A 23806-nucleotide genomic window follows, 5' to 3' on the forward strand; every position below is an offset into this window, starting at 1 on the left:
TCAGGCGACACCGCGCTCCGCCGCCTCGACCACGTTGACGAGCAGCTGGGCGCGGGTCATCGGGCCGACGCCGCCCGGGTTGGGGGAGATGAAGCCGGCGACCTCGGCCACGCCCGGGTGGACGTCTCCGACGATCTTCCCCTCGGCGTTGCGGGAGACGCCGACGTCGAGGACGGCGGCGCCCGGCTTCACGTCCTCGGGGCGGATCAGGTGGGCGGAACCGGCGGCGGCGACGATGATGTCGGCGCGCTTGAGGTGCGCGGAGAGGTCACGGGTGCCGGTGTGGCACTGGGTCACCGTCGCGTTCTCGCTGCGGCGGGTCAGCAGGAGGGGCATCGGGCGGCCGATGGTGACACCGCGGCCGACGACCACGACCTCCGCGCCCTTGATCTCGACGCCGTAGCGGCGCAGCAGGGTGAGGACGCCGTTGGGGGTGCAGGGCAGCGGGGCCGGCTCGTTGAGGACCAGGCGCCCGAGATTCATGGGGTGCAGCCCGTCCGCGTCCTTGTCCGGGTCCATGAGCTCCAGGATGCGGTTCTCGTCGATGCCCTTGGGCAGCGGGAGCTGGACGATGTAGCCGGTGCAGGCGGGGTCGGCGTTCAGTTCGCGGACGACCGCCTCGATCTCCTCCTGCGTGGCGGTCTCCGGCAGCTCGCGCTGGATGGAGGCGATGCCGACCTCCGCGCAGTCGCGGTGCTTGCCGGCGACGTACTTCTGACTGCCGGGATCGCTCCCGACGAGGATCGTGCCGAGGCCGGGCGTGACGCCCTTCTCCTTCAGCGCCGCCACGCGGGCGGTCAGATCGGACTTGATCGCGGCTGCGGTGGCCTTGCCATCGAGAATCTGGGCGGTCATGTGCCCATCCTCGCGGATGACCGGCCCCCGGTTCCAATCAGGGTTCCAATCCGGGTTGCACTTGCACAACACATCGCAATGCGCCTGGACAAGCGCTCTTCTCTCCTAGAAGCATGGAGGGCGCTGTATCGCGGCTGATGTTCGGGGGGCATACCGCTTCATTTCGTGACGTTCCTCCGCACAATTCCGCAACGTCCCCTTTGCGTTCCCGGAGGATTCCCACCATGAGTTTCGGCTCGCCCAACAACCCGTACGAGAAGCCGCAGAACCCCCAGCAGCCGCAGCCTGGTTACGGCTACCCCCAGCAGCCCCAGCAGCCCCAGCAGCCCGGTTACGGCTACCCGCAGCAGGCCCCGCAGGGTGTGCCGCCGCAGCAGGGCTACCCTCAGCAGCCCGGTTACGGCTACCCGCAGGCGCCGCAGGTCCCGGCCTCCGCCTACGGCTACCCGCAGCAGCCGGGCTACGGCGGCCAGCCGCCGTACGCCAACTGGGGCCAGCGCTTCCTCGGCTTCCTGGTCGACATGCTCGTGTTCGCGGTGCCGTACGTCCTCGTCATCGTCGGGGCCAACGCCAAGATGGGTGCCCTGTCGGCGATCGGCGGCCTCGCGCTCCTCGGTCTCGCGATCTACCAGCTGATCATCGAGGGCAAGAACGGCCAGACGCTGGGCAAGAAGGCCCTTGGCATCCGCCTGGTGCGGGAGTCGGACGGACAGCCCATCGGCGTCGGCATGGCCTTCGTCCGCCGGCTCGCGCACTTCCTGGACAGCCTGGCCTGCTACCTCGGCTGGCTGTGGCCCGCCTGGGACGCCAAGCGTCAGACCTTCGCCGACAAGGTGTGCTCGACCCTCGTGATCCGCACCAACTGAGCTTCGCCGCACCACGATCGACGGCGGGCGCCCGCGCCTGCCGCCACGCCACTCTCCCCGGGGCCGTGTCACACCGTGACACGGCCCCGGGGCGTGCTGCACCCGGTATCCGGGGCACCCGTGTTCCCTCCGTATCCCGGCGCTCCCTGGTGCCGGGCGGTAGCCTCTCGTCAGTCAACTGGCGTGACACGAGAGCACGTTGTGGATCTATGAGGCAGGTCGGGGAACCGTGACAGACACACCGGCGGCCGGTGACACCGCCCTGCGGCAGGTGGGCGCGGCCCCGCTGCTGCCCACCGATCCCCCGCGCATCGGCCCGTACGCCCCGCTCGGCCTGCTCGGCAGCGGCGGCATGGGCCGGGTCTACCTGGCCCGGCACGCGGACGGCGGGCCGGGGCTCGCCGCCGTGAAGGTGATCCGGCCCGAGTACGCCGAAGGGCCGGACTTCCGGCGGCGGTTCGAGCGGGAGGCGGCCGTGCACGGGCGGGTCCGCACACCCCGCGCACCGCACCTGCTGGGCACCGGGTTCGACGACGCGCTGCTGTGGATGTCCACCGAGTACCTGCCCGGCCTCACCCTCGTCGACGCCGTGCGCGAGTGCGGCCTGGTGGAGCCGGCCGGAGTGTGGCGGCTCGTGGCGGAGCTCGGTGAGGCGCTGTCGGCGCTGACCGCCGCCGGGGTGGTGCACCGGGACCTCAAGCCGTCCAACGTGATCCTGTCCCCGCGGGGCGCGCACGTCATCGACTTCGGCATCTCCCGCGCGGCCGACAGCAGCGCGATCACCACGACCGGCAACCGGGTGGGCACCGCCGCGTACATGGCGCCCGAGTACCTGCGCGAGGGCCGCTGCGACGCCGCCTCCGACGTCTTCTCGCTCGGCTGCACCCTCGTCTACGCCGCCACCGGGCACGCCCCCTTCGGCGACGGGACCGGTGTGGACGTCATGCACCGGGTCGCCTTCGAGGCGCCCGACGCCGAGGTCATGGCCGAACTCTCCCAGTCGGACCCCGCGTTGGCCGCGCTGCTGACCGCCTGCCTGGCCAAGGACCCCGCCGGGCGGCCCACCCCACGACAGCTGACGGATGCCGCCACGGCCGCCGGACACGGCCGCGCCTCCCACTGGCAGGAACCGCTCGCCGCCCGGCTCCGGGAGCGGCAGCAGGGGTGTGCGGTGCTGGCGGACCTGCCCGCGGGGAGCGGCCCCTTCCGCACGCCCGTCCAGCCGGTGGTCTCACCGGCGCCCGCACCGACCGCTGCCGGGAACGGCAGACGCAGGAGGCCTCTCATAGCCGGCGTCGCGGGGATCGCCGTCGGGGCCGTGGCCGTCGGCGCCTTCCTGCTCACCCGGCCGGGCCTCGAGTCCCCGGCCGTGGCCGCCCCTACGGGCTCGGCCGGCGCCACGGCATCGACCGCACCGGCCTCTTCGCGGCCCAGCGCCTCCCCTTCGGCCTCCGCCTCCGCCCGGGCGGACGGCGAGAAGAAGAAGGACAAGGACGAGGGCAAGGACCAGCAGGTCACCGTCGAGAAGACCGGCCCGGAGCCGGACGGCTCGCCGTCCCCGGCCACGAGCCGGGCCGGCAGCGACGACCCGCCCGCCCCCGCACCCACCGCCACGGTCACCAGGACCACCGCGCCCCCGGCCACCCCCGCCTGGATATCCGGCTGCACCTACTACTCGGGCACCGAACAGACCGAGTACGGCGACAAGGGCCAGCGGGTCGTCCAGGTGCAGTGCATGCTCACCAAGCGCGGCTACAGCGTGGGGAGTTCGGGCGTGGACGGCGAGTTCGGCCAGGACACCCGGTCGGCGGTGAAGCAGTTCCAGAGCGCCAAGGGGCTGGAGGTCGACGGCCAGGTGGGGCCCTACACGTGGGCGGCGCTGCGCAGTTCGACGTAGCGCCGCCCAAGGGCCGTACATCAGCCGTACGGCTGTGTGTCAGTGGAAGAAGTGGCGCGTCCCGGTGAAGTACATCGTGACGCCCGCCTTCTTCGCGGCCTCCACGACGAGTTCGTCACGGACCGAGCCGCCGGGCTGGACGACCGCCTTCACGCCGGCCTCCAGGAGGACCTCCAGGCCGTCCGGGAACGGGAAGAAGGCGTCCGAGGCGGCGTACGAGCCCCGCGCGCGCTCGGCACCGGCCCGCTCGACGGCGAGCTTCGCGGAGTCGACCCGGTTGACCTGGCCCATGCCGACGCCGACCGAGGCGCCGTCCTTGGCGAGCAGGATCGCGTTGGACTTGACGGCCCGGCAGGCCCGCCAGGCGAACGCGAGGTCGGCCAGCTCGTCGGCGCCGAGGGCCTCGCCGGTCGCCAGGGTCCAGTTCGCCGGGTCGTCGCCCTCGGCCTGGAGACGGTCGGTGACCTGGAGCAGCGCGCCGCCGTCGATCGGCTTGACCTCGGCGGGGTGCGCGGGGGCGGCCGGGGCCTTCAGGACGCGGATGTTCTTCTTCTTGGCGAGGGCTTCGAGGGCGCCGTCCTCGTAGTCGGGTGCGACGATGACCTCGGTGAAGATCTCGGCGACCTGCTCGGCCATCTCCTTGGAGACCGGCCGGTTGACCGCGATCACGCCGCCGAACGCCGACAGCGGGTCACACGCGTGTGCCTTGCGGTGCGCCTCGGCGACGTCCGAACCGACCGCGATACCGCAGGGGTTGGCGTGCTTGATGATGGCGACGGCCGGCTCGGCGTGGTCGTACGCGGCGCGGCGGGCGGCGTCTGTGTCCGTGTAGTTGTTGTACGACATCTCCTTGCCGTGCAGCTGCTCGGCCTCGGCGAGACCGACACCGGTGCCGTCGACGTAGAGGGCCGCGGGCTGGTGCGGGTTCTCGCCGTAGCGCAGGGTGCTCTTGCGCTCCAGGGCGGCCGCGATGAACTCGGGGAACGGCGAGTCGTCGGCGGGGGCGTAGGCGCTGGCGAACCAGCTGGAGACCGCGATGTCGTACTCGGCGGTGTGCCGGAACGCCTCGGCGGCGAGCCGCTTGCGGGTGGCGAGGTCGAAGCCGCCGTCCTTGACCGCGGCCAGGACGTCGGCGTACCGCTCGGGGCTGGTGACGACGGCGACCGAGGGGTGGTTCTTGGCGGCGGCACGCACCATGGAGGGGCCGCCGATGTCGATCTGCTCGACGCACTCGTCCGGGGAGGCACCGGAGGCGACGGTCTCGCGGAACGGGTAGAGGTTCACGACGACGAGGTCGAAGGGCTCGACACCCAGCTCCGCGAGCTGCTCGCGGTGGCTGTCCAGACGCAGGTCGGCGAGGATGCCGGCGTGCACGCGCGGGTGCAGGGTCTTGACCCGGCCGTCCAGGCACTCGGGGAAGCCGGTGAGCTCCTCGACCTTGGTGACGGGGACGCCGGCGGAGGCGATACGGCCCGCGGTGGACCCGGTGGAGACGAGCTCCACGCCCGCCTCGTGCAGGCCGCGCGCGAGGTCCTCAAGGCCGGTCTTGTCGTAGACGCTGATGAGCGCCCGGCGAAGGGGCCGCTTGTTCTCGGCGGTCACTGGATAACTACCTTTCGTCCCTCAATGCGATAGCCGTTGCGGGCGAGGCGCCCCACGACCTCGACGAGCAGCCTTCGCTCGACTTCCTTGATGCGCTCGTGCAGAGCGCTCTCGTCGTCCTCGTCCCGGATCTCCACCACGCCCTGGGCGATGATCGGTCCGGTGTCGACGCCGTCGTCGACGAAGTGGACGGTGCAGCCGGTGACCCTGGCTCCGTACGCGAGCGCGTCACGGACGCCGTGGGCGCCGGGAAAACTGGGCAGCAGCGCGGGGTGGGTGTTCACGAACCGCCCCCCGAAGCGGGCGAGGAACTCCTTGCCCACGATCTTCATGAACCCGGCGGACACCACGAGGTCGGGTTCGTGCGCGGAGACGGCCTCGGCGAGGGCGGTGTCCCACTCCTCGCGGCTCTCGAAGTCCTTGACCTTGCACACGAAGACCGGCAGCCCGGCGCGCTCGGCCCGGGCGAGCCCCTCGATGTTCTCGCGGTCGGCGCCGACGGCCACGATCTCGGCACCGTAGGCCCGGACGCCGGTCTCCTCGATGGCGTCCAGCAGGGCCTGGAGGTTCGTACCGGATCCGGAGACCAGCACGACCAGGCGCTTGACCGGCCTGGCCTGCTCGGCCACGGGCTTGGCGGCCACGGCGGGGCCCTTTCTCGAAGGAGGGGTCTTCTCGCGGCCGACGCTTTGAGCTTCGGAAGCTTTGTACTTTCGTACGAATGCTTCGGGCCCGGGGATACGGGGAAGCCTACGAATCGGCCGACCGTCAGCAACGATACCGGCACACCGGAAGGCCCCCGCGGGACGGGGGCGTGGCCGGAAGGTAGCGTCTGGGACGAGCCGGTCCGGGAACGTAGGTGGTACGCGGTGCGTTCACGGGGTGGCGGCTCACGCCGGACGCTTGACGTACTCGACGGACTCCAAGGGGAAGACGCTCACTTGATGTCGGACCGCAGCCTGCGACTCCTCACGCTCTCCCAGCCGTCGGTGCGGGGAGGGGAGCGCGGCTTCATGCTGCTGCGGGAGCAGCCCGCGTCGCCGCCGGACGCCCCTTCCTCCGGCAAGAAGAACGGCGAGGGGCGGGGCGGTGCGGCCGAGGAGGACAACCCCTTCGCCCCGCCGCCGGAGGGCACCCCGGACCGCCCGTGGCAACCGCGCCGCCCCGAGGGCTCGGAGGGGTCGGAGGGCTCCGACGGCTCCGACGGCTCCGAGGGCGACGACCGGAGCGGTTACACCCCGTGGGGCAGCCGGTGGAGCGACCGTCAGCCCGGCCGCTCCGACGGCGGCTTCGGGGACCGCCCCGGCGTGCATCCCGGCGGCGGCCAGGAGGGCCAGGGCGGCAGCGGCCCCGGCCCCGGCATGCGCTGGGACCCGACGGACCCGGCACAGCGCCGCGCCCGCTACGCCCTGCTGTCCGGGATGTGGGCCTTCTTCTTCGTCCTCTTCGGGTGGCAGCCCGTGGGTCTGCTGCTGGGCGCCCTCGCCCTGTACTGGGGCGGCAGCGCACTGCGCGCCAAGCCCCGCGCCCAGGACCCGAACACCCCCGCCCCGCCGCAGTCCGCGCGCCCCCAGACCACGGCGGCGATGACCGGCCTGGTCACCGCCTCCCTGGCCATCCTGTTCGTGGCGGCGAGCTTCACCACGCGGCTGGTCTACGACGACTACTACACCTGCGTCAACGACGCCCTCACCAACCAGGCCCAGCAGTCCTGCTCGGACCTGCTGCCGAAGCAGCTCCGGCCCCTGCTGGGCGCCGACAGCTGAGGTCAGTCGCCCGGGCGGGGCTCGTCGGGCTCGTCGGGCTCCTCCAGCAGCGCGGCCCAGCGGGCCTCGTGTGCCGCGTCTTCGTACCAGGGGGCGGGCGGCGCGGGGAACGGACCGGATGAGGAGAACGGGCTCGGGCTCGGCTCGGAGAACGGGCTGGGCGCGGGGTCGACGGGGAGCACTTCGTACGGCTCGTAGGTCTCGTCCTTGTCCTCGTCGCCGGGGACATGTTCACGGGCGGCAGGGGCGCCTCCCTGATCAGGGCGGCCCTGGACGCGGTCCTGGTCGAGGGGGGTGTCGTGGGGACCGCCCGACTGCACTGGGCCGTCCTCGGGCAGGGCACCGGAAGCAGTACCCGGGCCCTCGGCCGCCTTCCGCCGGGTGAACAGACCCCGCATCCGCGCCCGCGCCGGGGCCGTCTTGGTCCCCTCCGTAGCCGTGCGCCGGGCGAACAGGCTCCGCGCCCAGGCCCGCATCCCGCCGCGGGTGCGTCCCCGCCAGGCCCGGACCCCGAGCCCCACCGGCACGCCCACGCCCGCGAGCCACACGGCCACCGCCCCGCCGACCTGCCACCACACCGGCCCGAACCGGGCCAGCGCCCCCACCCCGAGGGGCCCGCCGGCCAGCACGGCGAGCACGGCGACCGCTCCCGCGCACAGCACCGCGGCCCAGCACACCGTCCCCGCGGTCCGCCCCCGCGACCAGCCGGTGTCCGCGGCCCGCCCCACGAACCAGCCCAGCACCACCCCGGCCGCCAGCGGCACCCCCGCCACCGCCCAGTGCACCGACCCCCCTGGCCCCGCCTCCGGTACCGCCGCGAGCAGCGGGAACGGCGGCAGCAGCGGCGCGGGGTCCGAGGACAGCGGTCCCACCACATGTCCCGCGCCCAGGACGAATCCGGGCCCGGCGGCATAACCCACCGCCCACACCGCCGCGTTCGGCACCAGCGCGGCACAGAGCAGCAGGACGGCGAACCGCCCCGACCACCCTTCCGTCAGCTGGAGGAAGGAGCCCCGGGTGGCATCGCCGTGCACCACCAGCGACACCCCCAGCACCGCAGCGCCGCCCCCGGTGAGCGCGGCGACCCCGGCCCCCGCGGCCCGGGTCGCGACGGCGAGCCGCGCCCTTGCCTCGACCCCGAGCACATGACGCCGCAACGCCGGGGGGAGCAGCACCAGCACGCTGTCGAGGGCGTCGCCGGGGCGGCCGTATGCCGTCCAGACCCCCGCCGCGGCCGCAGCCATGGCGACGAGGGGCAGGCACACGCAGACCCATGGCCACGAGGGGCGCAGTGCCCCGCCGGACGCGTAGAGCGCGGCGGCCGCGCCGACGGCGAGGTAGCCGAGCACGACCCCGGCCCACGCCGTGCGCCCGGACGCGGGCGGCGGTGCCTCGTCCCCCGAGGCCACGTCCCGCGCGGCCCGGTGCACCAGCCACAACGGCAGGGCGAGCAGCAGCATCGGGGTCACCCCGACGGGGGCCGGCACACCGGAGAGGGTGTCCGAGCGGACCAGTTCGGCACCGTGGGCCAGCAGCCACAGGGCCGCGGCCACGTGCAGCGCCCCGCCGGGGCCGCTGTCGGGATAGGGCGAGCTGATCCACAGCACCATCACGAGCACGGCGAACGACCCGAGCCCGAGGCCCGCGGCGACCGCACCACCCAGGAGGCTGGCGGCCAAGCCGGGCGTTCGGTCGCGCAACCGGGTGAGCAGGGGCGACAACGACGTACGGCGAGCGGTCATCTCGATCACGCCCGCCATGCTCCCAACGACACGCGCTTTTGTGACGCAACACGCGAACAACCGATGTGTCGCTCAATATACGACTATGTACTTTTTCGTACGAAGGGGTGTGCTGTGACGGCGGAACTGTCGGCCGGGCCACCGAAGGAGCCGGAGCCCGCGCCCGCCTCCCTGACACCCGCTCAGGCCTTCGACGCGCTGTACGCGTTCTGCGCCCCCGCGCTCGTCCGGCAGGCCTATCTGCTCACCGGCCGCCGCGAGCTCGCCCGCGAGTCGGTCGAGCGGGCCTTCCAACTCGCCTGGCAGCGCTGGCCCGAGGTGGCGGTGGACCCGGACCCGGCGGGCTGGATGCGCGCCATGACGTACGAGTACGCCCTCTCCCCCTGGCACCGGTTCCACCCCCGTCACCGGCGCCACGAGCCGCCGGCCGCCGACCCGTCCGACCGCCCGCTGATGGCCGTACTCCTGGAACTCCCGCCACCGCAACGGCGATCCCTCCTGCTGTACGACGGTCTCGGCCTCGACCTTCCGGAGACGGCGGCGGAGACGGAGGCGAGCACGCCGACGACCGCGAGCCGCCTGATGAACGCGCGCGCGGCGATCGCGGCCCGGCTTCCCGACCTGGCCGACCCGTCCGCGCTGCACGAGCGCCTGGGCTCGCTGGCCGCCCATGAACGGCTCCGCGCGCCCAAGCCGCCCACCGTGCGCAACGGCGGGGAACGCCGGGCCCGTTTCTGGACCCGGGCGGCGATCGCCTTCACGGTGGCACTGATCGGCACGACGGCACTCACGGTCCGGACGGCCCCGACGCACTACGAACCGCCGGTGGCACCGGGGGCGGAGATCCAGGGGGTGCCGCCGCGGGTGGGGCAGGGGGCGTTGTCGGAGTCGGAGGTGTCTTTGCGGAGGAAGCTGCGCGAGTCGATGGGGAACGGCCCGGAGAGGGTGGCCCCGCTCGTCGGTTAGCTGCGGCCCGGTGAGGGCTGGTCCTGAAAGAGCTTCAGTGGACTGAGTTTCTTGCGGGCGCGGGGAACTGCGCGAGCAACCACGACACCCGCGGCCGCCAGACCACACTGCGAGGCACCCCATTAGGCACGATGGGCCCGCCCCAACCCACGGAGCGAGCCCATCGAACGTTCAGCCAGGTGCTGCTCAGCCGCCGAGGATCTCCCGCGCCAGCTTCGCCGTCTCCGTCGGCGTCTTGCCGACCTTGACGCCGGCGGCCTCGAGGGCCTCCTTCTTCGCGGCGGCCGTGCCGGAGGAGCCGGAGACGATGGCGCCGGCGTGGCCCATGGTCTTGCCCTCGGGCGCGGTGAAGCCCGCGACGTAGCCGACGACCGGCTTGGTCACGTTCTCCTTGATGAACGCGGCCGCGCGCTCCTCGGCGTCGCCACCGATCTCACCGATCATCACGATCAGGTCGGTGTCGGGGTCGGCCTCGAACGCGGCGAGCGCGTCGATGTGCGTCGTGCCGATGACCGGGTCGCCACCGATGCCGACGGCGGACGAGAAGCCGATGTCACGGAGCTCGTACATCATCTGGTACGTCAGCGTGCCGGACTTCGAGACCAGACCGATACGGCCCGGCTTGGTGATGTCGCCCGGGATGATGCCGGCGTTCGACTGGCCCGGGGTGATGAGACCGGGGCAGTTCGGGCCGATGATCCGGGTCTTGTTGCCCTGGGACACGGCGTACGCGTAGAACGCGGCCGAGTCGTGGACCGCGATGCCCTCGGTGATGACGACCGCGAGGGGGATCTCGGCGTCGATGGCCTCGACCACGGCGGCCTTGGCGAAGGCCGGCGGCACGAAGAGGACGGACACGTTCGCGCCCGTCTTCTCAATCGCCTCGGCGACCGTGCCGAAGACCGGGATCTCGTTGCCGTCGATGTCGACCGACGTGCCCGCCTTGCGCGGGTTCACGCCACCGACGATGTTGGTGCCGTCGGCCAGCATGAGCTTGGTGTGCTTCATGCCCGTGGCACCGGTCATGCCCTGGACGATGACCTTGGAGTCCTTGTCGAGGAAGATAGCCATGGCTTGTCTGTCCCTCTTCCCTTACTTCGCAGCCGCGAGCTCGGCGGCCTTGTCGGCCGCGCCGTCCATGGTGTCCACGCGCTGGACCAGCGGGTGGTTGGCGTCGGAGAGGATCTTGCGACCCAGCTCGGCGTTGTTGCCGTCGAGACGGACGACGAGGGGCTTGGTGACTTCCTCGCCCTTGTCCGCGAGCAGCTGGAGCGCCTGCACGATGCCGTTGGCGACCTCGTCGCACGCGGTGATGCCGCCGAAGACGTTGACGAAGACCGACTTGACGTCGGGGTCGCCCAGGATGATCTCCAGGCCGTTCGCCATCACCGCCGCGGACGCGCCGCCGCCGATGTCGAGGAAGTTGGCGGGCTTGACGCCACCGTGCGCCTCACCGGCGTACGCGACGACGTCCAGGGTGCTCATGACGAGACCCGCGCCGTTGCCGATGATGCCGACCTCGCCGTCGAGCTTGACGTAGTTGAGGTTCTTGGCCTTGGCGGCGGCCTCCAGCGGGTTCGCGGAGTCCTTGTCCTGGAGGGCCTCGTGCTCCGGCTGACGGAACTCGGCGTTCTCGTCGAGGGAGACCTTGCCGTCCAGGGCGATGACGTCACCGGAGGCGACCTTGGCCAGCGGGTTGACCTCGACCAGGAGGGCGTCCTCCTCGACGAAGGTCTTCCACAGGGTGACCAGGACGTTCGCGACCTTGTCGGCGACCTCGGCCGGGAAGTTCGCGGCCTCGACGATCTGGCGGGCGACCTCGGGGGTCACACCGACGTTGGCGTCGATCGGCGTCTTGGCGACGGCCTCGGGGCGGGTCTCCGCCACCTCCTCGATCTCCATGCCGCCCTCGACGGACGCGATGGAGAGGAAGGTGCGGTTGGCACGGTCCAGGAGGAAGGAGACGTAGTACTCCTCGACGATCTCCGGAGCCGTCTCGGCGATCATCACCTTGTGGACCGTGTGGCCCTTGATGTCCATGCCGAGGATGTTGGTGGCGTGCTCCACGGCCTCGTCGGCGGTGGCGGCGAGCTTGACGCCACCCGCCTTGCCGCGGCCGCCGACCTTCACCTGGGCCTTGACTACGGACTTGCCACCGAGGCGCTCGGTGGCTGCGCGGGCCGCCTCAGGCGTGTCGATGACTTCACCGGCCAGCACCGGTACATCGTGCTTGGCGAAGAGGTCCCTCGCCTGGTACTCGAACAGGTCCACGCGCTTCCGTCCCTATCAGTGATCTCGCGGTTCGTTGTCTGCGTGGGCGTGCCGCGAGGGCAACGTGACGTCCGACCACTGTCTGTGTCACAAGGGAGGCGCACACGGTGTCCGAGCGCGCGGCATGTCCGTCTCGCAGGTTATCGCTGCTTGTGGAGGGCCTCTAAATCGAGGGTCACACCTGAGCGGTGATACCTGTCACATGATGCCGCGCTCACTGGCACAGCGTGCCGCGGGTGAAGGGCCTCACCGGGGTGGGGTTGCCCCGGTGAGGCCCCTTGCGCAGCCCCTTCAGGGGCCCTGGGCGGTCGGTCCCCACCCCAATGGGGACCTCTTCGCCCGCGCCCGTGAGGGTGCGGCAGGACGGACCGACGGCTTTCGGCCGTCCGGGGCGCATCGCCTCACGGGGCTGGTCGGGGGGAGGGAGGTCAGGCAGCTGTGGCTGTGGCTGTGACATGGGCACGGCTGCCGTTGATCTGTGCGGGTACAGCCGGAGTACAGGTCCGATCGGCTGGAGGTCCGAACGGCTGAGGTTCCGAACGGTTGGGGCAGGCCTGCTCCGCGCCCACGCGTCAGGTCAGCCGCGGGTGGGGGGCCTGTGGTCCGGTCCCGTCGTCCTGTCCTGTGGTCCGGTCCTGTCGTCCGGTCCCGGTCTAGCCGGGGAAGACGGGGATGTCCCGGTGACTGTCCCGGGTCCCGGCCGCGTCGACGTCCGCGGCGGCACCGGGCACGAGCCGCAGCGGCGCCCGGTGGTCGAGGGTGACGGCATGCGCGTCGCCGTGCCGCGAGGAGCCGTTGTCCACGGCGGACTTGCCGCTCAGCGCGCCACCCTGGCCGTCGGACGGCATCTGGTGGGCGGGCGCGGTGGAGTCGGGGCGGTGGACTGCGATGCGCTGCGTTGAGACGTGGCGTGTGGAGCCGAGTACGGCGAGCCCGGTCAGGCTGTCGCGGCCGGTGAACCAGGGCCCGTAGGCAGCCCCGTCGCTCGTGGACGGCTCGCCTTCGGCCGGCTCCGCCTTTGAGTGATCACCCGCTCCGGGCTGCGGCGCCGAGACGACCGGCGGCGCGGGCACGGGAGCGGGCACTGGGGCAGGGGCCGGCAGGCTCGGCGCCGACGGAGGCTCTGGCGCGGTGGGGACGGTCGGCCACGACGGGGGCTGCGGGAGTTCCGGGGACGACGGCAACGACGGCAGCGGCGGCAGTTCCGGCAGCGACTGCACCGGAGGCAGCCCGACCGTCTCGGTCAGTCCCGAGGCCACCTTCTCGACGAGGTCTCCGACCGGCCGCACGACACCGTCGCTCACGACCGTCACGATGGCCTCGGTCACAGGACGGAGAACCTTGCCTCCGCCGACGGGGGCAGCCGGGGGCTTGGGGGACCCGCTGTTCGACGCGCCCTGACCCGGAGCCGCATCCGTTCGCGAACCGGCTTCTGCGCCTTCGCCTGTGTCCGTGCCCTTGTCCACGCCTGAGTCCGTGACTCCCGGTGCGGTCGGCGACGTCAGCGACCGCACCGGCGCCTTGACCGGCACCGCCCCGACACCGTCCGCCGCGTACGCCTGCTCCCCGCAGAGGAAGGCCAGCACGAACAGCCCGCCCAGCAGCAGCCCCACATGCAGCGCACGCCGTCCGGACACCCCGCGCAGCACGCGCGCAGCGACACCGGGAAACGCTGCTGACCAGGTCACGAGAGAGCGAGACCTTCCGTGCGGAGAAGGAGGGGAGACGGCATGGAAGCGGGAACGGAAACGGACGGGAAGGGTGAAGACTGTGGAGAGACCGATCCTTGCACGGGGCGCCCGAGGTTGCGCAAGCCCCCTGTTACCGATGCGTCGTCATGTCCGTTTTGCTGGCTGGAATCGCTGGTCACCGGGTCGACAAATCACCGGCGCGGGGCCTGAGTTCGCGGGTCACACCGTGTCCGGTATCGGAATCGGCCGCTTCTCGATGGCTGCGGCCATCACCTCCGGGAACAGGTCGGGCGTACAGGCGAAGGCCGGTGCGCCCAGCGCGGCGAGCGCGGCCGCGTGCTCCCGGTCGTAGGCCGGGGCCCCCTCGTCGGACAGAGCGAGCAGTGTCACGAACTGCACCCCCGACGCCTTCATCGCCGCGACCCGCTTGAGCATCTCGTTGCGGATCCCGCCCTCGTAGAGGTCGCTGATCAGCACCATCACCGTCTCCGCGGGCCGGGTGATCTGCGACTGGCAGTACGCCAACGCCCGGTTGATGTCCGTGCCGCCGCCCAACTGCGTCCCGAACAGCACGTCCACCGGGTCGTCGAGCTGGTCGGTGAGGTCGACGACCGCCGTGTCGAACACGACGAGCCGGGTGTCGATCGACCGCATCGACGCCAGCACCGCCCCGAACACCGAGGCGTAGACGACGGACGCCGCCATCGACCCCGACTGGTCGATGCAGAGGACAACCTCCTTCTTCACCGACCGCGAGGCCCTGCCGTACCCGACGAGCCGTTCCGGCACGATCGTCCGGTACTCCGGCAGATAGTGCTTGAGGTTGGCCGAGATCGTGCGGTTCCAGTCGATGTCGTGGTGCCGGGGCCGGTTGATCCGCGCGCTGCGGTCGAGGGCGCCGGTGAGGGTGGCACGGGTACGGGACGCGAGCCGCTTCTCCAGGTCCTCGACGACCTTGCGCACCACGGCCCGTGCCGTCTCCTTCGTGGTCTCCGGCATCGCCTTGTTGAGCGACAGCAGGGTGCCGACGAGATGCACGTCGGCCTCCACCGCCTCCAGCATCTCCGGCTCGAGCAGCAGGGTGGACAGCCCCAGCCGGTCGATCGCGTCCCGCTGCATGACCTGCACGACGGAGGAGGGGAAGTACGTCCGGATGTCCCCCAGCCACCGCGCCACCGACGGCGCGGATGCCCCCAGCCCCGCCGAACGCTCCTTGCCCGCCTGCCCCTTCCCGTCCCCCCTGCCGTAGAGCGCGGCCAACGCCCCGTCCATGGCCGCGTCCCGCCCGCCGAGCACACACCCGGTCCCGTCAGCCGCGTCCCCACCAAGCACCATCCGCCAACGCCGCAAGCGCTCATCGGCGGCTGGGGCGGAGTCGGGGGCGGAGTCGGGGGCGGGGGCGGAGTCAAGGGTGGGGGTGGGGGCGGTGGGTTCGGAAACGGTGTCGGAGGAGGTGCCCGAACCCTGGACCAAGGGCGCGATCTCCTCTTCCGCAGCGGCTCCCGACGTACTGCTCGACTCGGTCGTCATCAGCGGACCCCCGTCCGGAAACGGTCCCAGAGCGGGACCACGGTCACCGGCGTCACCGAACCGTGCCGCGGCCTGGGCCCGGCCCTGTGCGCGGGTGCGCTCCCCCGCCCCTCTGCGGCGGCGCCCGTCACGTCGCCCCCGCTCCTCGCTGTCCGGGCCACCTCGGTGATCATCCCGCCACCCCCGCAAAGTCGTTTCCGTCGGCGTTCGCCAAGTCGTGGTCGTCGGTGCTCGCCAAGCCGTTTCCGTCGGCGTTCGCCAAATCGCTGTCGTCGTCCAGGCCGAGCAGCAGCCGTATCACCGGCAGCACCGCGTCCGCCCGTGGCCGGTCGAGGTCCGCCCCGAACCCCGGTATCCCGGAACCGGCTCCGGCCGCACTCCCCCGTTGTCCCGGTCCACGCCGGACCAACTCGCCCAGGGTCCGGCGCACTCCGGGCTCGTACGCCGAGAACGTGCGCCGCAGCAGTGGCAGCACATCGGTGAAGGCCTCCGCCGACACCCCGGTGAGCCAGGCGTCGACCAGCCCGAGCAGCCTCTCGTCGTGCACCAGGAGCATCCCGCCGCCGGATCCGCCGCCGACGAAGCCCTCGATCCACGCGGCCGCGTCCCCCGGCGGCGTCCCCGGCGACAGCACGAGCCCCATGAGCCGCGCCACCTCCTCCTGCGCCAACTCCCCGTCGTCCAGCAGCAGCCGCACCGCCCGCCCACGAATGACACCGGGCACGGCGTCGCGTCGCCCGAGCACCTTGAGCACGCCCAGCCAACGCCCCCGCAGCCCCCGCCGAGCCGGTGCCGACGGGCCCGCCTCCAGCCCCGGTGCGTCCTCGGAAGACAGGACGGAAGGCAGGACGGGAGCCAGGACGGGAGCCAGGACGGAAGGCGCACTCGCCTCCGCGGCCCGATCGTCCCGCTCCGGTTCCGCCACCTCGCCCAGCAGTCCCACCGCGCCGTGCACCGCGTCCACATGGCGCCGCATCTCCTCGGCCGCCTCCGCGTCGAGCGCGGCGCAGGCAGGTGGCAGGCCGACGAAGACGCGCTCGGCGAGCCCCGCCGCGACCTCCGCCAGGGCCCCGGTTCCGGTGCCCCGCACATCCCCGTATCGGAGGGAGCGGACCAGGGCCGGCAGGGCCTGGGCGAGGTGGCCCACATCCGCGTCCAGCGCGGCGCGGTCGGCGAGGATCTGCATCACTGTGGGCAGGGCGTCCGGGAGTTCGGCCAGCAGGCAGCGTTCGGCGAGCGCGGTGACGTCGGCCAGCCCGGACGCGGAGACGGCATCCGCCTCCGCCTTGGCCGTGGCCGCGGCGAGCACGGTCGTGCCCCACACCCCCGCCTCGGCGACCCGTACCGCCAACTCCGGCTCCCACCGCAGCCGCCATGTCTCCCGGAAGGTCCCCGTACTCCCCCGCGAGACCGCCGGCTCGCCCCAGGCCACGCCCAGCAGCCGCAGCCGGTGCAACAGCCTGCTGCGCTCGGCGTCGGTCTCCTTGCGCAGATCGAGTTCCAGCTCCCGCTCCAGCGCCTCCGGCCTGAGCCGCAACCGCCGCTGGATCCGGTCGAGGTCACGCTGCAACGGGACCGCAGGCGCCGACTGCGGCACCTCCCCCAGCACATCGCCGACCACCAACCGGTCGTGCACCAGCGCCAACGGCACGTCCGAGCCCTCGCACATCACCGCCCGCACCGCGTCGGTCGTCTCGCTCAGGCCGGGCAGCGGGCGGCCCCGCATCGCCGCGAGCGTCTCGGCCAGCCGTACGGCCTCGATGACGTGCGCCGACGACACGATCCGGTCCTCGTCCCGCAACAGGCCCGCCACCTTGGTCAGCCATCGCTCGACGGGACGGTCCGGCGCGGCGAACAGGTGCCCGTACCAGCCGGGCGAGTCGATCCCCGCGCCGTAGCCGCTGTGCCGCGACAGCCTGCGGTGTGTCCACGGCACCCAGGTCAGGTCCGCCTTGACCTTCGGGAGCCCCTTCAGCAGCGCCTTGTCGGCGGTGACGGTGCTCTTCCGCCGCAGCGCGGGCACATGCCAGGCTCCGCACACCACGGCCACGTCGTCCCCGAACTCCCGCTGTGCCGCCCGCAGTTGGAGCCGCATGTACGCCTCCCGCACGAGGTCCCGGTCGTGTCCGCCGGTCCCGTACGTCTCCCGCAGCACCCCCATCGCCTCTTCCAGCACGGTGAAGGGCTCGAACACGTCCCCCGGCCCCGCACCCCGGTGCTCGACGACGTCCTCCCACCACCGCTCGGGATCGTCGTATCCGGCAGCCTCGGCGAGCACACCGAGCGGATCGACCCGAACGGCGTCACGAGGAGCGGCCTCCTCACGGGGAGCCGCCTCCTCACGGGGAGCGGCGGCTTCGTCGCCAGGACCGGGGTTTTCGACTCCCGGACCTGTGCCTTCGTCACCCGAACCAGTGCCTTCGTCTCCCGGACCGGTGCCTTCGCCGGACCGAGCGGTGTCCGTACCGGCGGGACCGGCTTGAACCCCGCTCGGAGCGGCTTCCGCACCGGCGGGACCGGCTTGAACCCCGCTCGGATCGACCTCCGTACCGGCGGGACCCGCGTCCCTTTCGGCCCTACCGGTGTCCGTCCCCGCCGGATCCGAGGTCTCGGGCTCACCCACCCCCGGCACCTCACCCGCGGACCCGTCCGCCCCTTCGTCTCCCGCCGGACCTGCGTCCGCGGGGCCCCCGTCCCCCTCGTCCCGCTCGTCCCTCCCCCAGGCCAGCGTGTGCGTGGCGGGCAGGTCGATGAAGCGGGCCGGGACGTCGTGCTCCAGGGCCCAGCGGATCGCCACCCACTCCGGGGAGAACTCGGCGAGCGGCCAGAACGCCGAACGGCCGGGTTCGTCCACGGCATGGGCGAGCAGGGCGACCGGCGGCCGCATGTCCTCCTCCGCGGCCAGCGGGATCAGCGCGTCGGCCTCGGGCGGCCCCTCGATCAGCACCACGCGGGGCAGCGCCGCGTCCAACGCCGCCCGTACCGACCGAGCAGACCCGGGCCCGTGATGCCGCACCCCGAGCAGCAACGGCCCGGCCCCGGCTTCCCGGCTCCCGCGCACACCACCGGTCCGCTCTCCATCGCCGCTCCCCTGGCCCACCGCCGCCGTCACCCCCTCGCTGCCCCGCCGCCCGTCCCCACTCGCGCCTCCGCCCGAGCCGGGTGCCTCCGCACCGCCGGTCTCATCGACTCCCGTCATGCCGGTCCCCACCCCTCCACGACCACTTCCCTCCGCGGCCACTTGGAGTCGTCCTCACCGACCAGCCCGACCCCGCCCCCGTCGCCGTACCGCTCAACGTCCTTCACAGCCGCCCCCCTTGGTTCCGCACTCCCCGGCAAACAGCCCGCATCGATGTCCCCGCGTCCGCCCCGACGGCAACCCGGACCCCCGGACGGCGAGCCGTCACCAGCCCCTCACCCCGCCCGCTGGCCGTGCGGCCGCTCCGCCTCGGGTCGCCGCTCACGCACTCACCTCCCGGCAGGCCCGGTAGAAGTCCTTCCAGCCGTCCCGTTCCCGGACGACCGCCTCCAGGTACTCCTGCCAGATGACCCGGTCTGCCGCCGGGTCGCGGACGACCGCGCCGAGGATGCCCGCGGCGACATCGCCGGCCCGCAGGACGCCGTCGCCGAAGTGGGCGGCGAGGGCGAGCCCGTTGGTGACCACCGAGATCGCCTCGGCGGTCGACAGCGTGCCGCTGGGCGACTTGAGCTTCGTGCGGCCGTCGGAGGTCACGCCGTCGCGCAGCTCGCGGAAGACCGTGACGACCCGGCGGATCTCGGCGACGCCGTCGGGCGCGGCCGGCAGGTCGAGGGAGCGGCCGATCTGGTCGACGCGGCGCGAGACGATGTCGACCTCGGCCTCGACGCTCTCCGGCAGCGGCAGCACGACCGTGTTGAAGCGGCGGCGCAGGGCGCTGGAGAGGTCGTTGACCCCGCGGTCGCGGTCGTTGGCCGTGGCGATGAGGTTGAAGCCGCGGACCGCCTGCACCTCCTGGCCCAACTCCGGTATCGGCAGGGTCTTCTCGGACAGGATCGTGATGAGCGAGTCCTGCACGTCGGCCGGGATGCGCGTGAGCTCCTCCACCCGGGCCGTCATCCCCTCCGCCATGGCCCGCATCACCGGGCTGGGCACGAGGGCGTCGCGGCTCGGGCCGTTGGCGAGCAGCTGGGCGTAGTTCCAGCCGTACCGGATCGCCTCCTCCGGGGTGCCCGCGGTGCCCTGCACGAGCAGGGTGGAGTCGCCGCTGACCGCTGCTGCCAGGTGCTCGGAGACCCAGGTCTTCGCGGTGCCCGGCACGCCCAGCAGGAGCAGGGCGCGGTCGGTGGCGAGGGTGGTGACGGCGACTTCGACCAGGCGGCGCGGGCCGACGTACTTCGGGGTGATCACCGTGCCGTCGGGCAGGATGCCGCCGAGCAGGTAGGTCGCCACCGCCCACGGCGACAGCTTCCAGCGGGCCGGGCGCGGGCGGTCGTCCTGCGCTGCCAGCGCGGCGAGTTCATCGGCGAAGGCTTCCTCGGCATGCGGCCGCAACGCCTCGGCCGGTTCCCCCTGCTTCGGTTCCACGGACGTCGGTTCAACAGACACAGTCATGGCTGAGGCCCCCTCCAGCTCGGCCGGTTCGGATCTGCCACCAACCGTGCACCACGCCACTGACAATGCGATCCGACCTGCGGAAACGCGCTCGGCGGGGTCGGGGCGGCCGTCGGTCGGGGGCCGATTGTCAGTGGGGGGATCTACCTTCGGTGTCATGACTCAGCAGGGGGTGCGCTGGACGGCGGATCAGGTGCTGGCACTGGCTCCTGACGCCGCCTCACGCAAAGCGGGAAGCAAACTCGGCGCGGCCGGTCCGTGGTCCGAGGCGGGCAGTTCCGAGGAGGGGACGGTGTGGGGGCTGTGCAAGGGCAGCGGCAGCAAGCCGTATCAGACGGTCATCGACCTCGCGGACGCGGCGGGGCCCGCGTACAAGTGCAGTTGCCCGAGCCGCAAGTTCCCGTGCAAACACGCGCTCGGGCTGCTGCTGCTCTGGGCGGGCGGGGAGGGCGCGGTGCCGCCGGGGTCCGCACCGGACTGGGCGGGGCAGTGGATAGAGGGGAGGAGGCAGCGGGCGCAGGAGAAGCGGACGGCGGAATCGGCCGGTTCCGCCGCCGGCGCAGGTGATCCGGAGGGCGCGCGGCGCAGGGCGGAGCGCCGGGCCGTGCGGATCACGGCGGGCGCCACGGAGCTGGAGCAGCGGCTGGCCGACCTGCTGCGCGGTGGTCTGGCGGGGGCGGAGCAGGCGGGGTACGGCCTGTGGGAGGAGACCGCGGCCCGCATGGTCGACGCGCAGGCGCCGGGGCTCGCCTCCCGGGTGCGGGAGTTGGGGGCGATCCCGTCGTCCGGTCCTGGCTGGCCGGTGCGGTTGCTGGAGGAGTGCGCCCTGATTCACCTCCTCGACCAGGGCTGGCTGCGCCGCGAGCGGCTGCCGGACGGGCTGGCGTCGACGGTCCGTTCCCGGATCGGGCTGCCCGCCTCGGCCGACGGACCGCCGCTCCGCGACCGCTGGCTGGTCCTCGCCCAGTACGACACCGCGGACGCCCGGCTGACGACCCGCCGGATCTGGCTGCACGGCACGGACTCGGGCCGCACCGCACTGCTCCTCTCGTACGGTGCCGCGGGCCGCGCCCCCGAGTTGGCGCTACCGGTGGGGCTGGAGCTGGAGGCGGAGGTGTCCGCCTACCCCGGCAAGGGGCAGCTGCGCGCTGCCCTCGGCGAGCAGTTCGCACCGCCCGCGCCCTCGGCGACCCGGCCACCGGGAGTGTCGACGGACCAGGCGGCCGCCCGTTACGGCGAGGCGCTGCGGGACGACCCCTGGCTGGAGTCCGTCCCCGTGACCCTGGACCGGGTGATACCGGTCCCGGACGGCGGCTCCTGGCAACTGGCGGACGCCGACGGCGACTCGGCGCTGCCGCTCACCCCCTCCGCCCGCTCCCGCCCCGGCCTGTGGCGCCTGGTCGCCCTCTCGGGCGGCGCCCCGGTCAAGGTCTTCGGCGAGTGCGGCCACCGAGGCTTCACCCCTCTGACGGCCTGGCCGGAGGGCAGGGGCGAGGCGGTGCAACTGTGCTGACCGACACCAGTTGCCCGGCTGCGACCGCACGCGCGCGTCGCACGAATCCCCCCGCCCCGACCGAAACCCCCACTCCGACCGGACGGAAAGGAACCGTATGAACAAGGCCTCCGCCCCGGACGTCTGGGAGGAGCTCGTCACCTCGGCTCTGCTCGGCACCGCGCGCCGTACGCCGCCCGGCGTCGCCCCCGGCCCCGACGCACCGGCGGCTCTGCTGGACGCGGCGGCCGTGGAGACCGTACGGCGACGGGCCGGACTGCGGCCCACGCGTGCGGCGGAGCGCCCGCAGCCCGCGCCCGAGGACTCCCGCCCCGCGCTGCCCGCCGCCGCGTCCCGTCGGCTCTCGATGCTGCTGGCCGACCGGCCGGGCGCAGGCAGCAGCGGCCGCAGGGGAACGGCACCGGATCTGATGGAGCTGCTGCCGCAGTGGCTCTCGACGGCCAACGCACATGGTTACGCGGCACCCCCGCAATTGGTGCCCGCCCTGCTGGACGCGGCCCGGGGGCGTACGGACCTGCGGCCGGCTGCACTGGCCTTCGCGGGACCACGGGCCACCTGGCTCGCCCGGCTGAACCCGGACTGGCGGTTCGCCCTGCGCGCGACCCCGGGCGGCGGGACGGCGCTGCCTCCTCCGGAGGACACCGCAGGGGTGCGACAGCTGTGGGAGGAGGGGCTGTTCGCTGAGCGGGTCGCGCTGCTCGCGGCGATCCGGGCCAGAGAGGCCGCCGCCGCACGCGAGTTGCTCGCGACGACCTGGGCGACCGAGCGCGCCGAGGACCGGCTGATGTTCCTCGACTCGTTGCGGACGGGACTGAGCGCGGACGACGAGCCGTTCCTGGAGCAGGCGCTCGCGGACCGCAGCCGCAATGTGCGGGCCACGGCGGCGGAGTTGCTGTCAGCGCTGCCGGGTTCGGCACTGGCAGCCCGGATGGCGGTCAGGGCCGGGGCGTGCGTGGCCGTCGACCGTACCCCTGCCATGCCGACGCTCGTCGTCGAGGCACCGCACGAGTGCGACCCGGGCATGGAGCGCGACGGCGTCGTGGCGAAGGCGCCCTCGGGCCGGGGTGAACGGTCCTGGTGGTTCGGGCAGTTGGTGGAGGCGGCGCCGCTGAGCGGGTGGCCTGATCGGCTGGGCGGACGGACCCCCGAGGAGATCGTGTCGCTGCCGGTGGCGGACGACTGGCGCGACGAGCTGCACGCGGCGTGGTGCCGGGCCGCCGTGCGGCAACGGGACGCCCGGTGGGCCCGCGCCCTGCTCGGGGTGCCGGCGGCGCCGGAAGCCGGGGGGCCGGGGGCGGTGTCGTTGGCCGAGCGGGCCAAGCTGCTCGGCACCCTGGGGGCGGAGGAGCGGGCCGAGTGGGTAGCGGGGTTCATCGCGACGCACGGCCTGTCCGAGGCGTTCCAACTGCTCGGAGTCTGCACCGTGCCGTGGGCTGGGCCGCTGGGACGCGCGGTGGTGGACGCGCTCAACATCGCCCGGGACGCAGGCAGTTATCCGTGGAGTTTCAGTGGGGTGATGGGGCTGGCGGAGCGGTGTCTCGATCCGGGGGAGGCTGCGCGTCTGGAGGGCCTGATGGCGGTCCCGGACGAGGGAGAGGACGCGAGTCCCGGCGCGGGGGGTTACTGGGCGGAGGCCTTCCAGCGCCTGGTGACGACCTTGCGGTTGCGGGGTGCGATGGCGGAGGAACTGGAGGGGGAGTCGGAAGCGTAATGGCCGTCCGGCGTGCTGCTGGGGGCGGTTGCCTCAGCAGACCCGCCTGGCAGCCTGGCCGACCCGCCTGGCCGACCCGCCTGGCCGACCCGCCTGGCGGCCTGGCCGACCTGCCGGACAGCCACCTCAGGGGCGCGGGGCTGTGATGCATCTGCGGCTACCGCCGCCGCGTGGGCGCGACCAGCCCCCACCGGCCTGCACCCCGAAACCCACCGCAAGGCTTCCTACGCCTCTGCCGGCCGCCGCACATTGTCCCGCACCCAGTCCACGATCGCCTGCGTAGTCGCCCCCGGCGTGAAGATCTCCGCGACGCCCTTCTGCTTCAGCGCCGGGATGTCCGCCTCCGGGATGATCCCGCCGCCGAAGACGAGGATGTCCTCCGCTTCCCGCTCCTTCAGCAGGTCGATCACCGCCGCGAAGAGCGTGTTGTGGGCCCCGGAGAGGATGGAGAGGCCGATCGCGTCGGCGTCCTCCTGGATCGCGGTGGCGACGATCTGCTCGGGAGTCTGATGGAGCCCGGTGTAGATGACCTCCATGCCCGCGTCGCGCAGGGCCCTCGCGATCACCTTGGCTCCACGGTCGTGGCCGTCGAGCCCCGGCTTGGCCACCACCACGCGGATCGGACCGGCTGCCACACCCATCACTGCCTCCATGAAGCGACTGCGTTCCTACCGACTAGTACCGCACAGACCGTGAATGTGAACGGACGTTGTCGCCGCCGTACCGCGACCGGCTGTTTCCGATGGTCATCGAGGGGGAAATCAGATGATGGGACACGTTCGGGAGCCGCAACGAGGTCGTCGCA

General features: G+C 72.8%; 16 protein-coding genes and 1 pseudogene. 6 read left to right on the forward strand and 11 right to left on the reverse strand.

The window, feature by feature from the left end; genetic code table 11:
* Entirely contained in the window at positions 1-855 is an 855-nt protein-coding gene (locus H295_RS0112490; RefSeq protein ID WP_020135701.1) for a bifunctional methylenetetrahydrofolate dehydrogenase/methenyltetrahydrofolate cyclohydrolase, read from the reverse strand.
* 224 nt (positions 856-1079) lie between these two features.
* On the opposite strand from H295_RS0112490, the gene H295_RS0112495 reads away from it, so the two are divergent.
* Positions 1080-1721, forward strand: coding sequence for an RDD family protein (locus tag H295_RS0112495; protein WP_020135702.1), 642 nt, complete (start codon positions 1080-1082; stop codon positions 1719-1721).
* A gap of 229 nt (positions 1722-1950) precedes the next feature.
* On the forward strand, positions 1951-3618 hold the full coding sequence (locus H295_RS0112500) for a serine/threonine-protein kinase (protein WP_020135703.1): 1668 nt from the start codon (positions 1951-1953) through the stop codon (positions 3616-3618).
* Between the two features lie 39 nt (positions 3619-3657).
* On the opposite strand, the gene purH is transcribed toward H295_RS0112500, so the two are convergent.
* Both purH and purN read right to left on the reverse strand, forming a co-directional pair.
* The gene (gene purH, locus H295_RS0112505) at positions 3658-5220 is read right to left on the reverse strand and encodes a bifunctional phosphoribosylaminoimidazolecarboxamide formyltransferase/IMP cyclohydrolase (protein ID WP_020135704.1); all 1563 of its coding nucleotides are present in this window, start codon (positions 5218-5220) and stop codon (positions 3658-3660) included.
* Positions 5217-5864, reverse strand: a complete 648-nt coding sequence (purN, locus tag H295_RS0112510) for a phosphoribosylglycinamide formyltransferase (protein ID WP_020135705.1) — start codon at positions 5862-5864, stop codon at positions 5217-5219. The genes purH and purN overlap by 4 nt, the downstream gene beginning before the upstream one ends.
* A gap of 300 nt (positions 5865-6164) precedes the next feature.
* Here purN and H295_RS0112515 point away from each other — a divergent pair, with 300 nt between their 5' ends.
* Positions 6165-6986, forward strand: coding sequence for a hypothetical protein (locus H295_RS0112515; protein WP_020135706.1), 822 nt, complete (start codon positions 6165-6167; stop codon positions 6984-6986).
* 2 nt (positions 6987-6988) lie between these two features.
* Here H295_RS0112515 and H295_RS0112520 read toward each other — a convergent pair whose 3' ends face one another.
* Positions 6989-8746, reverse strand: coding sequence for a DUF6350 family protein (locus H295_RS0112520; protein WP_020135707.1), 1758 nt, complete (start codon positions 8744-8746; stop codon positions 6989-6991).
* Between the two features lie 93 nt (positions 8747-8839).
* Here H295_RS0112520 and H295_RS0112525 point away from each other — a divergent pair.
* Positions 8840-9694, forward strand: a pseudogene (locus H295_RS0112525) (sigma factor-like helix-turn-helix DNA-binding protein); the annotation flags it as partial.
* A 186-nt stretch (positions 9695-9880) separates the two neighbouring features.
* Here the strand turns inward: H295_RS0112525 and sucD are convergent.
* From sucD to H295_RS0112560, 6 genes are all read right to left on the reverse strand, one after another.
* Positions 9881-10765, reverse strand: coding sequence for a succinate--CoA ligase subunit alpha (sucD, locus tag H295_RS0112530; protein WP_020135709.1), 885 nt, complete (start codon positions 10763-10765; stop codon positions 9881-9883).
* A gap of 21 nt (positions 10766-10786) precedes the next feature.
* The gene (gene sucC, locus H295_RS0112535; RefSeq protein ID WP_020135710.1) at positions 10787-11965 is read right to left on the reverse strand and encodes an ADP-forming succinate--CoA ligase subunit beta; all 1179 of its coding nucleotides are present in this window, start codon (positions 11963-11965) and stop codon (positions 10787-10789) included.
* Between the two features lie 653 nt (positions 11966-12618).
* Positions 12619-13653, reverse strand: a complete 1035-nt coding sequence (locus H295_RS0112540; RefSeq protein WP_028809296.1) for a hypothetical protein — start codon at positions 13651-13653, stop codon at positions 12619-12621.
* Between the two features lie 222 nt (positions 13654-13875).
* Positions 13876-14991: a VWA domain-containing protein gene (locus H295_RS0112545; protein ID WP_051135550.1), complete on the reverse strand. Its 1116-nt coding sequence runs from the start codon at positions 14989-14991 to the stop codon at positions 13876-13878.
* 364 nt (positions 14992-15355) lie between these two features.
* Positions 15356-18214, reverse strand: coding sequence for a DUF5682 family protein (locus H295_RS0112555; RefSeq protein ID WP_043217437.1), 2859 nt, complete (start codon positions 18212-18214; stop codon positions 15356-15358).
* Positions 18215-18646: 432 nt separating this feature from the next.
* On the reverse strand, positions 18647-19777 hold the full coding sequence (locus H295_RS0112560) for an ATP-binding protein (RefSeq protein WP_028809299.1): 1131 nt from the start codon (positions 19775-19777) through the stop codon (positions 18647-18649).
* Positions 19778-19934: 157 nt separating this feature from the next.
* Between H295_RS0112560 and H295_RS0112565 the strand changes: the two genes are divergently transcribed.
* Together H295_RS0112565 and H295_RS0112570 are read left to right on the forward strand one after the other, a co-directional pair.
* Positions 19935-21290 (forward strand): SWIM zinc finger family protein, encoded by a 1356-nt coding sequence (locus tag H295_RS0112565; RefSeq protein WP_043217438.1) that lies wholly within the window; start codon positions 19935-19937, stop codon positions 21288-21290.
* A gap of 97 nt (positions 21291-21387) precedes the next feature.
* A complete protein-coding gene (locus H295_RS0112570; protein WP_020135716.1) occupies positions 21388-23001 on the forward strand; it encodes a DUF5691 domain-containing protein in 1614 nt (537 codons plus the stop codon).
* 224 nt (positions 23002-23225) lie between these two features.
* Here H295_RS0112570 and H295_RS0112575 read toward each other — a convergent pair whose 3' ends face one another.
* A complete protein-coding gene (locus H295_RS0112575) occupies positions 23226-23642 on the reverse strand; it encodes a cobalamin B12-binding domain-containing protein (RefSeq protein ID WP_020135717.1) in 417 nt (138 codons plus the stop codon).
* Positions 23643-23806: the final 164 nt, after the last annotated feature.

The organism is Streptomyces sp. 351MFTsu5.1 (assembly GCF_000383655.1).
Classification (GTDB): domain Bacteria; phylum Actinomycetota; class Actinomycetes; order Streptomycetales; family Streptomycetaceae; genus Streptomyces; species Streptomyces griseorubiginosus.

What these genes read in the sequence shown, in the direction of transcription:
- H295_RS0112490 (WP_020135701.1), bottom strand. Translation starts at nt 855, where the DNA reads ATGACCGCCCAGATTCTCGATGGCAAGGCCACCGCAGCCGCGATCAAG.
- H295_RS0112495 (WP_020135702.1), top strand. Translation starts at nt 1,080, where the DNA reads ATGAGTTTCGGCTCGCCCAACAACCCGTACGAGAAGCCGCAGAACCCC.
- H295_RS0112515 (WP_020135706.1), top strand. Translation starts at nt 6,165, where the DNA reads ATGTCGGACCGCAGCCTGCGACTCCTCACGCTCTCCCAGCCGTCGGTG.
- H295_RS0112520 (WP_020135707.1), bottom strand. Translation starts at nt 8,746, where the DNA reads ATGGCGGGCGTGATCGAGATGACCGCTCGCCGTACGTCGTTGTCGCCC.
- sucD (WP_020135709.1), bottom strand. Translation starts at nt 10,765, where the DNA reads ATGGCTATCTTCCTCGACAAGGACTCCAAGGTCATCGTCCAGGGCATG.
- H295_RS0112545 (WP_051135550.1), bottom strand. Translation starts at nt 14,991, where the DNA reads ATGGTGCTTGGTGGGGACGCGGCTGACGGGACCGGGTGTGTGCTCGGC.
- H295_RS0112560 (WP_028809299.1), bottom strand. Translation starts at nt 19,777, where the DNA reads ATGACTGTGTCTGTTGAACCGACGTCCGTGGAACCGAAGCAGGGGGAA.
- H295_RS0112565 (WP_043217438.1), top strand. Translation starts at nt 19,935, where the DNA reads ATGACTCAGCAGGGGGTGCGCTGGACGGCGGATCAGGTGCTGGCACTG.
- H295_RS0112570 (WP_020135716.1), top strand. Translation starts at nt 21,388, where the DNA reads ATGAACAAGGCCTCCGCCCCGGACGTCTGGGAGGAGCTCGTCACCTCG.
- H295_RS0112575 (WP_020135717.1), bottom strand. Translation starts at nt 23,642, where the DNA reads ATGGGTGTGGCAGCCGGTCCGATCCGCGTGGTGGTGGCCAAGCCGGGG.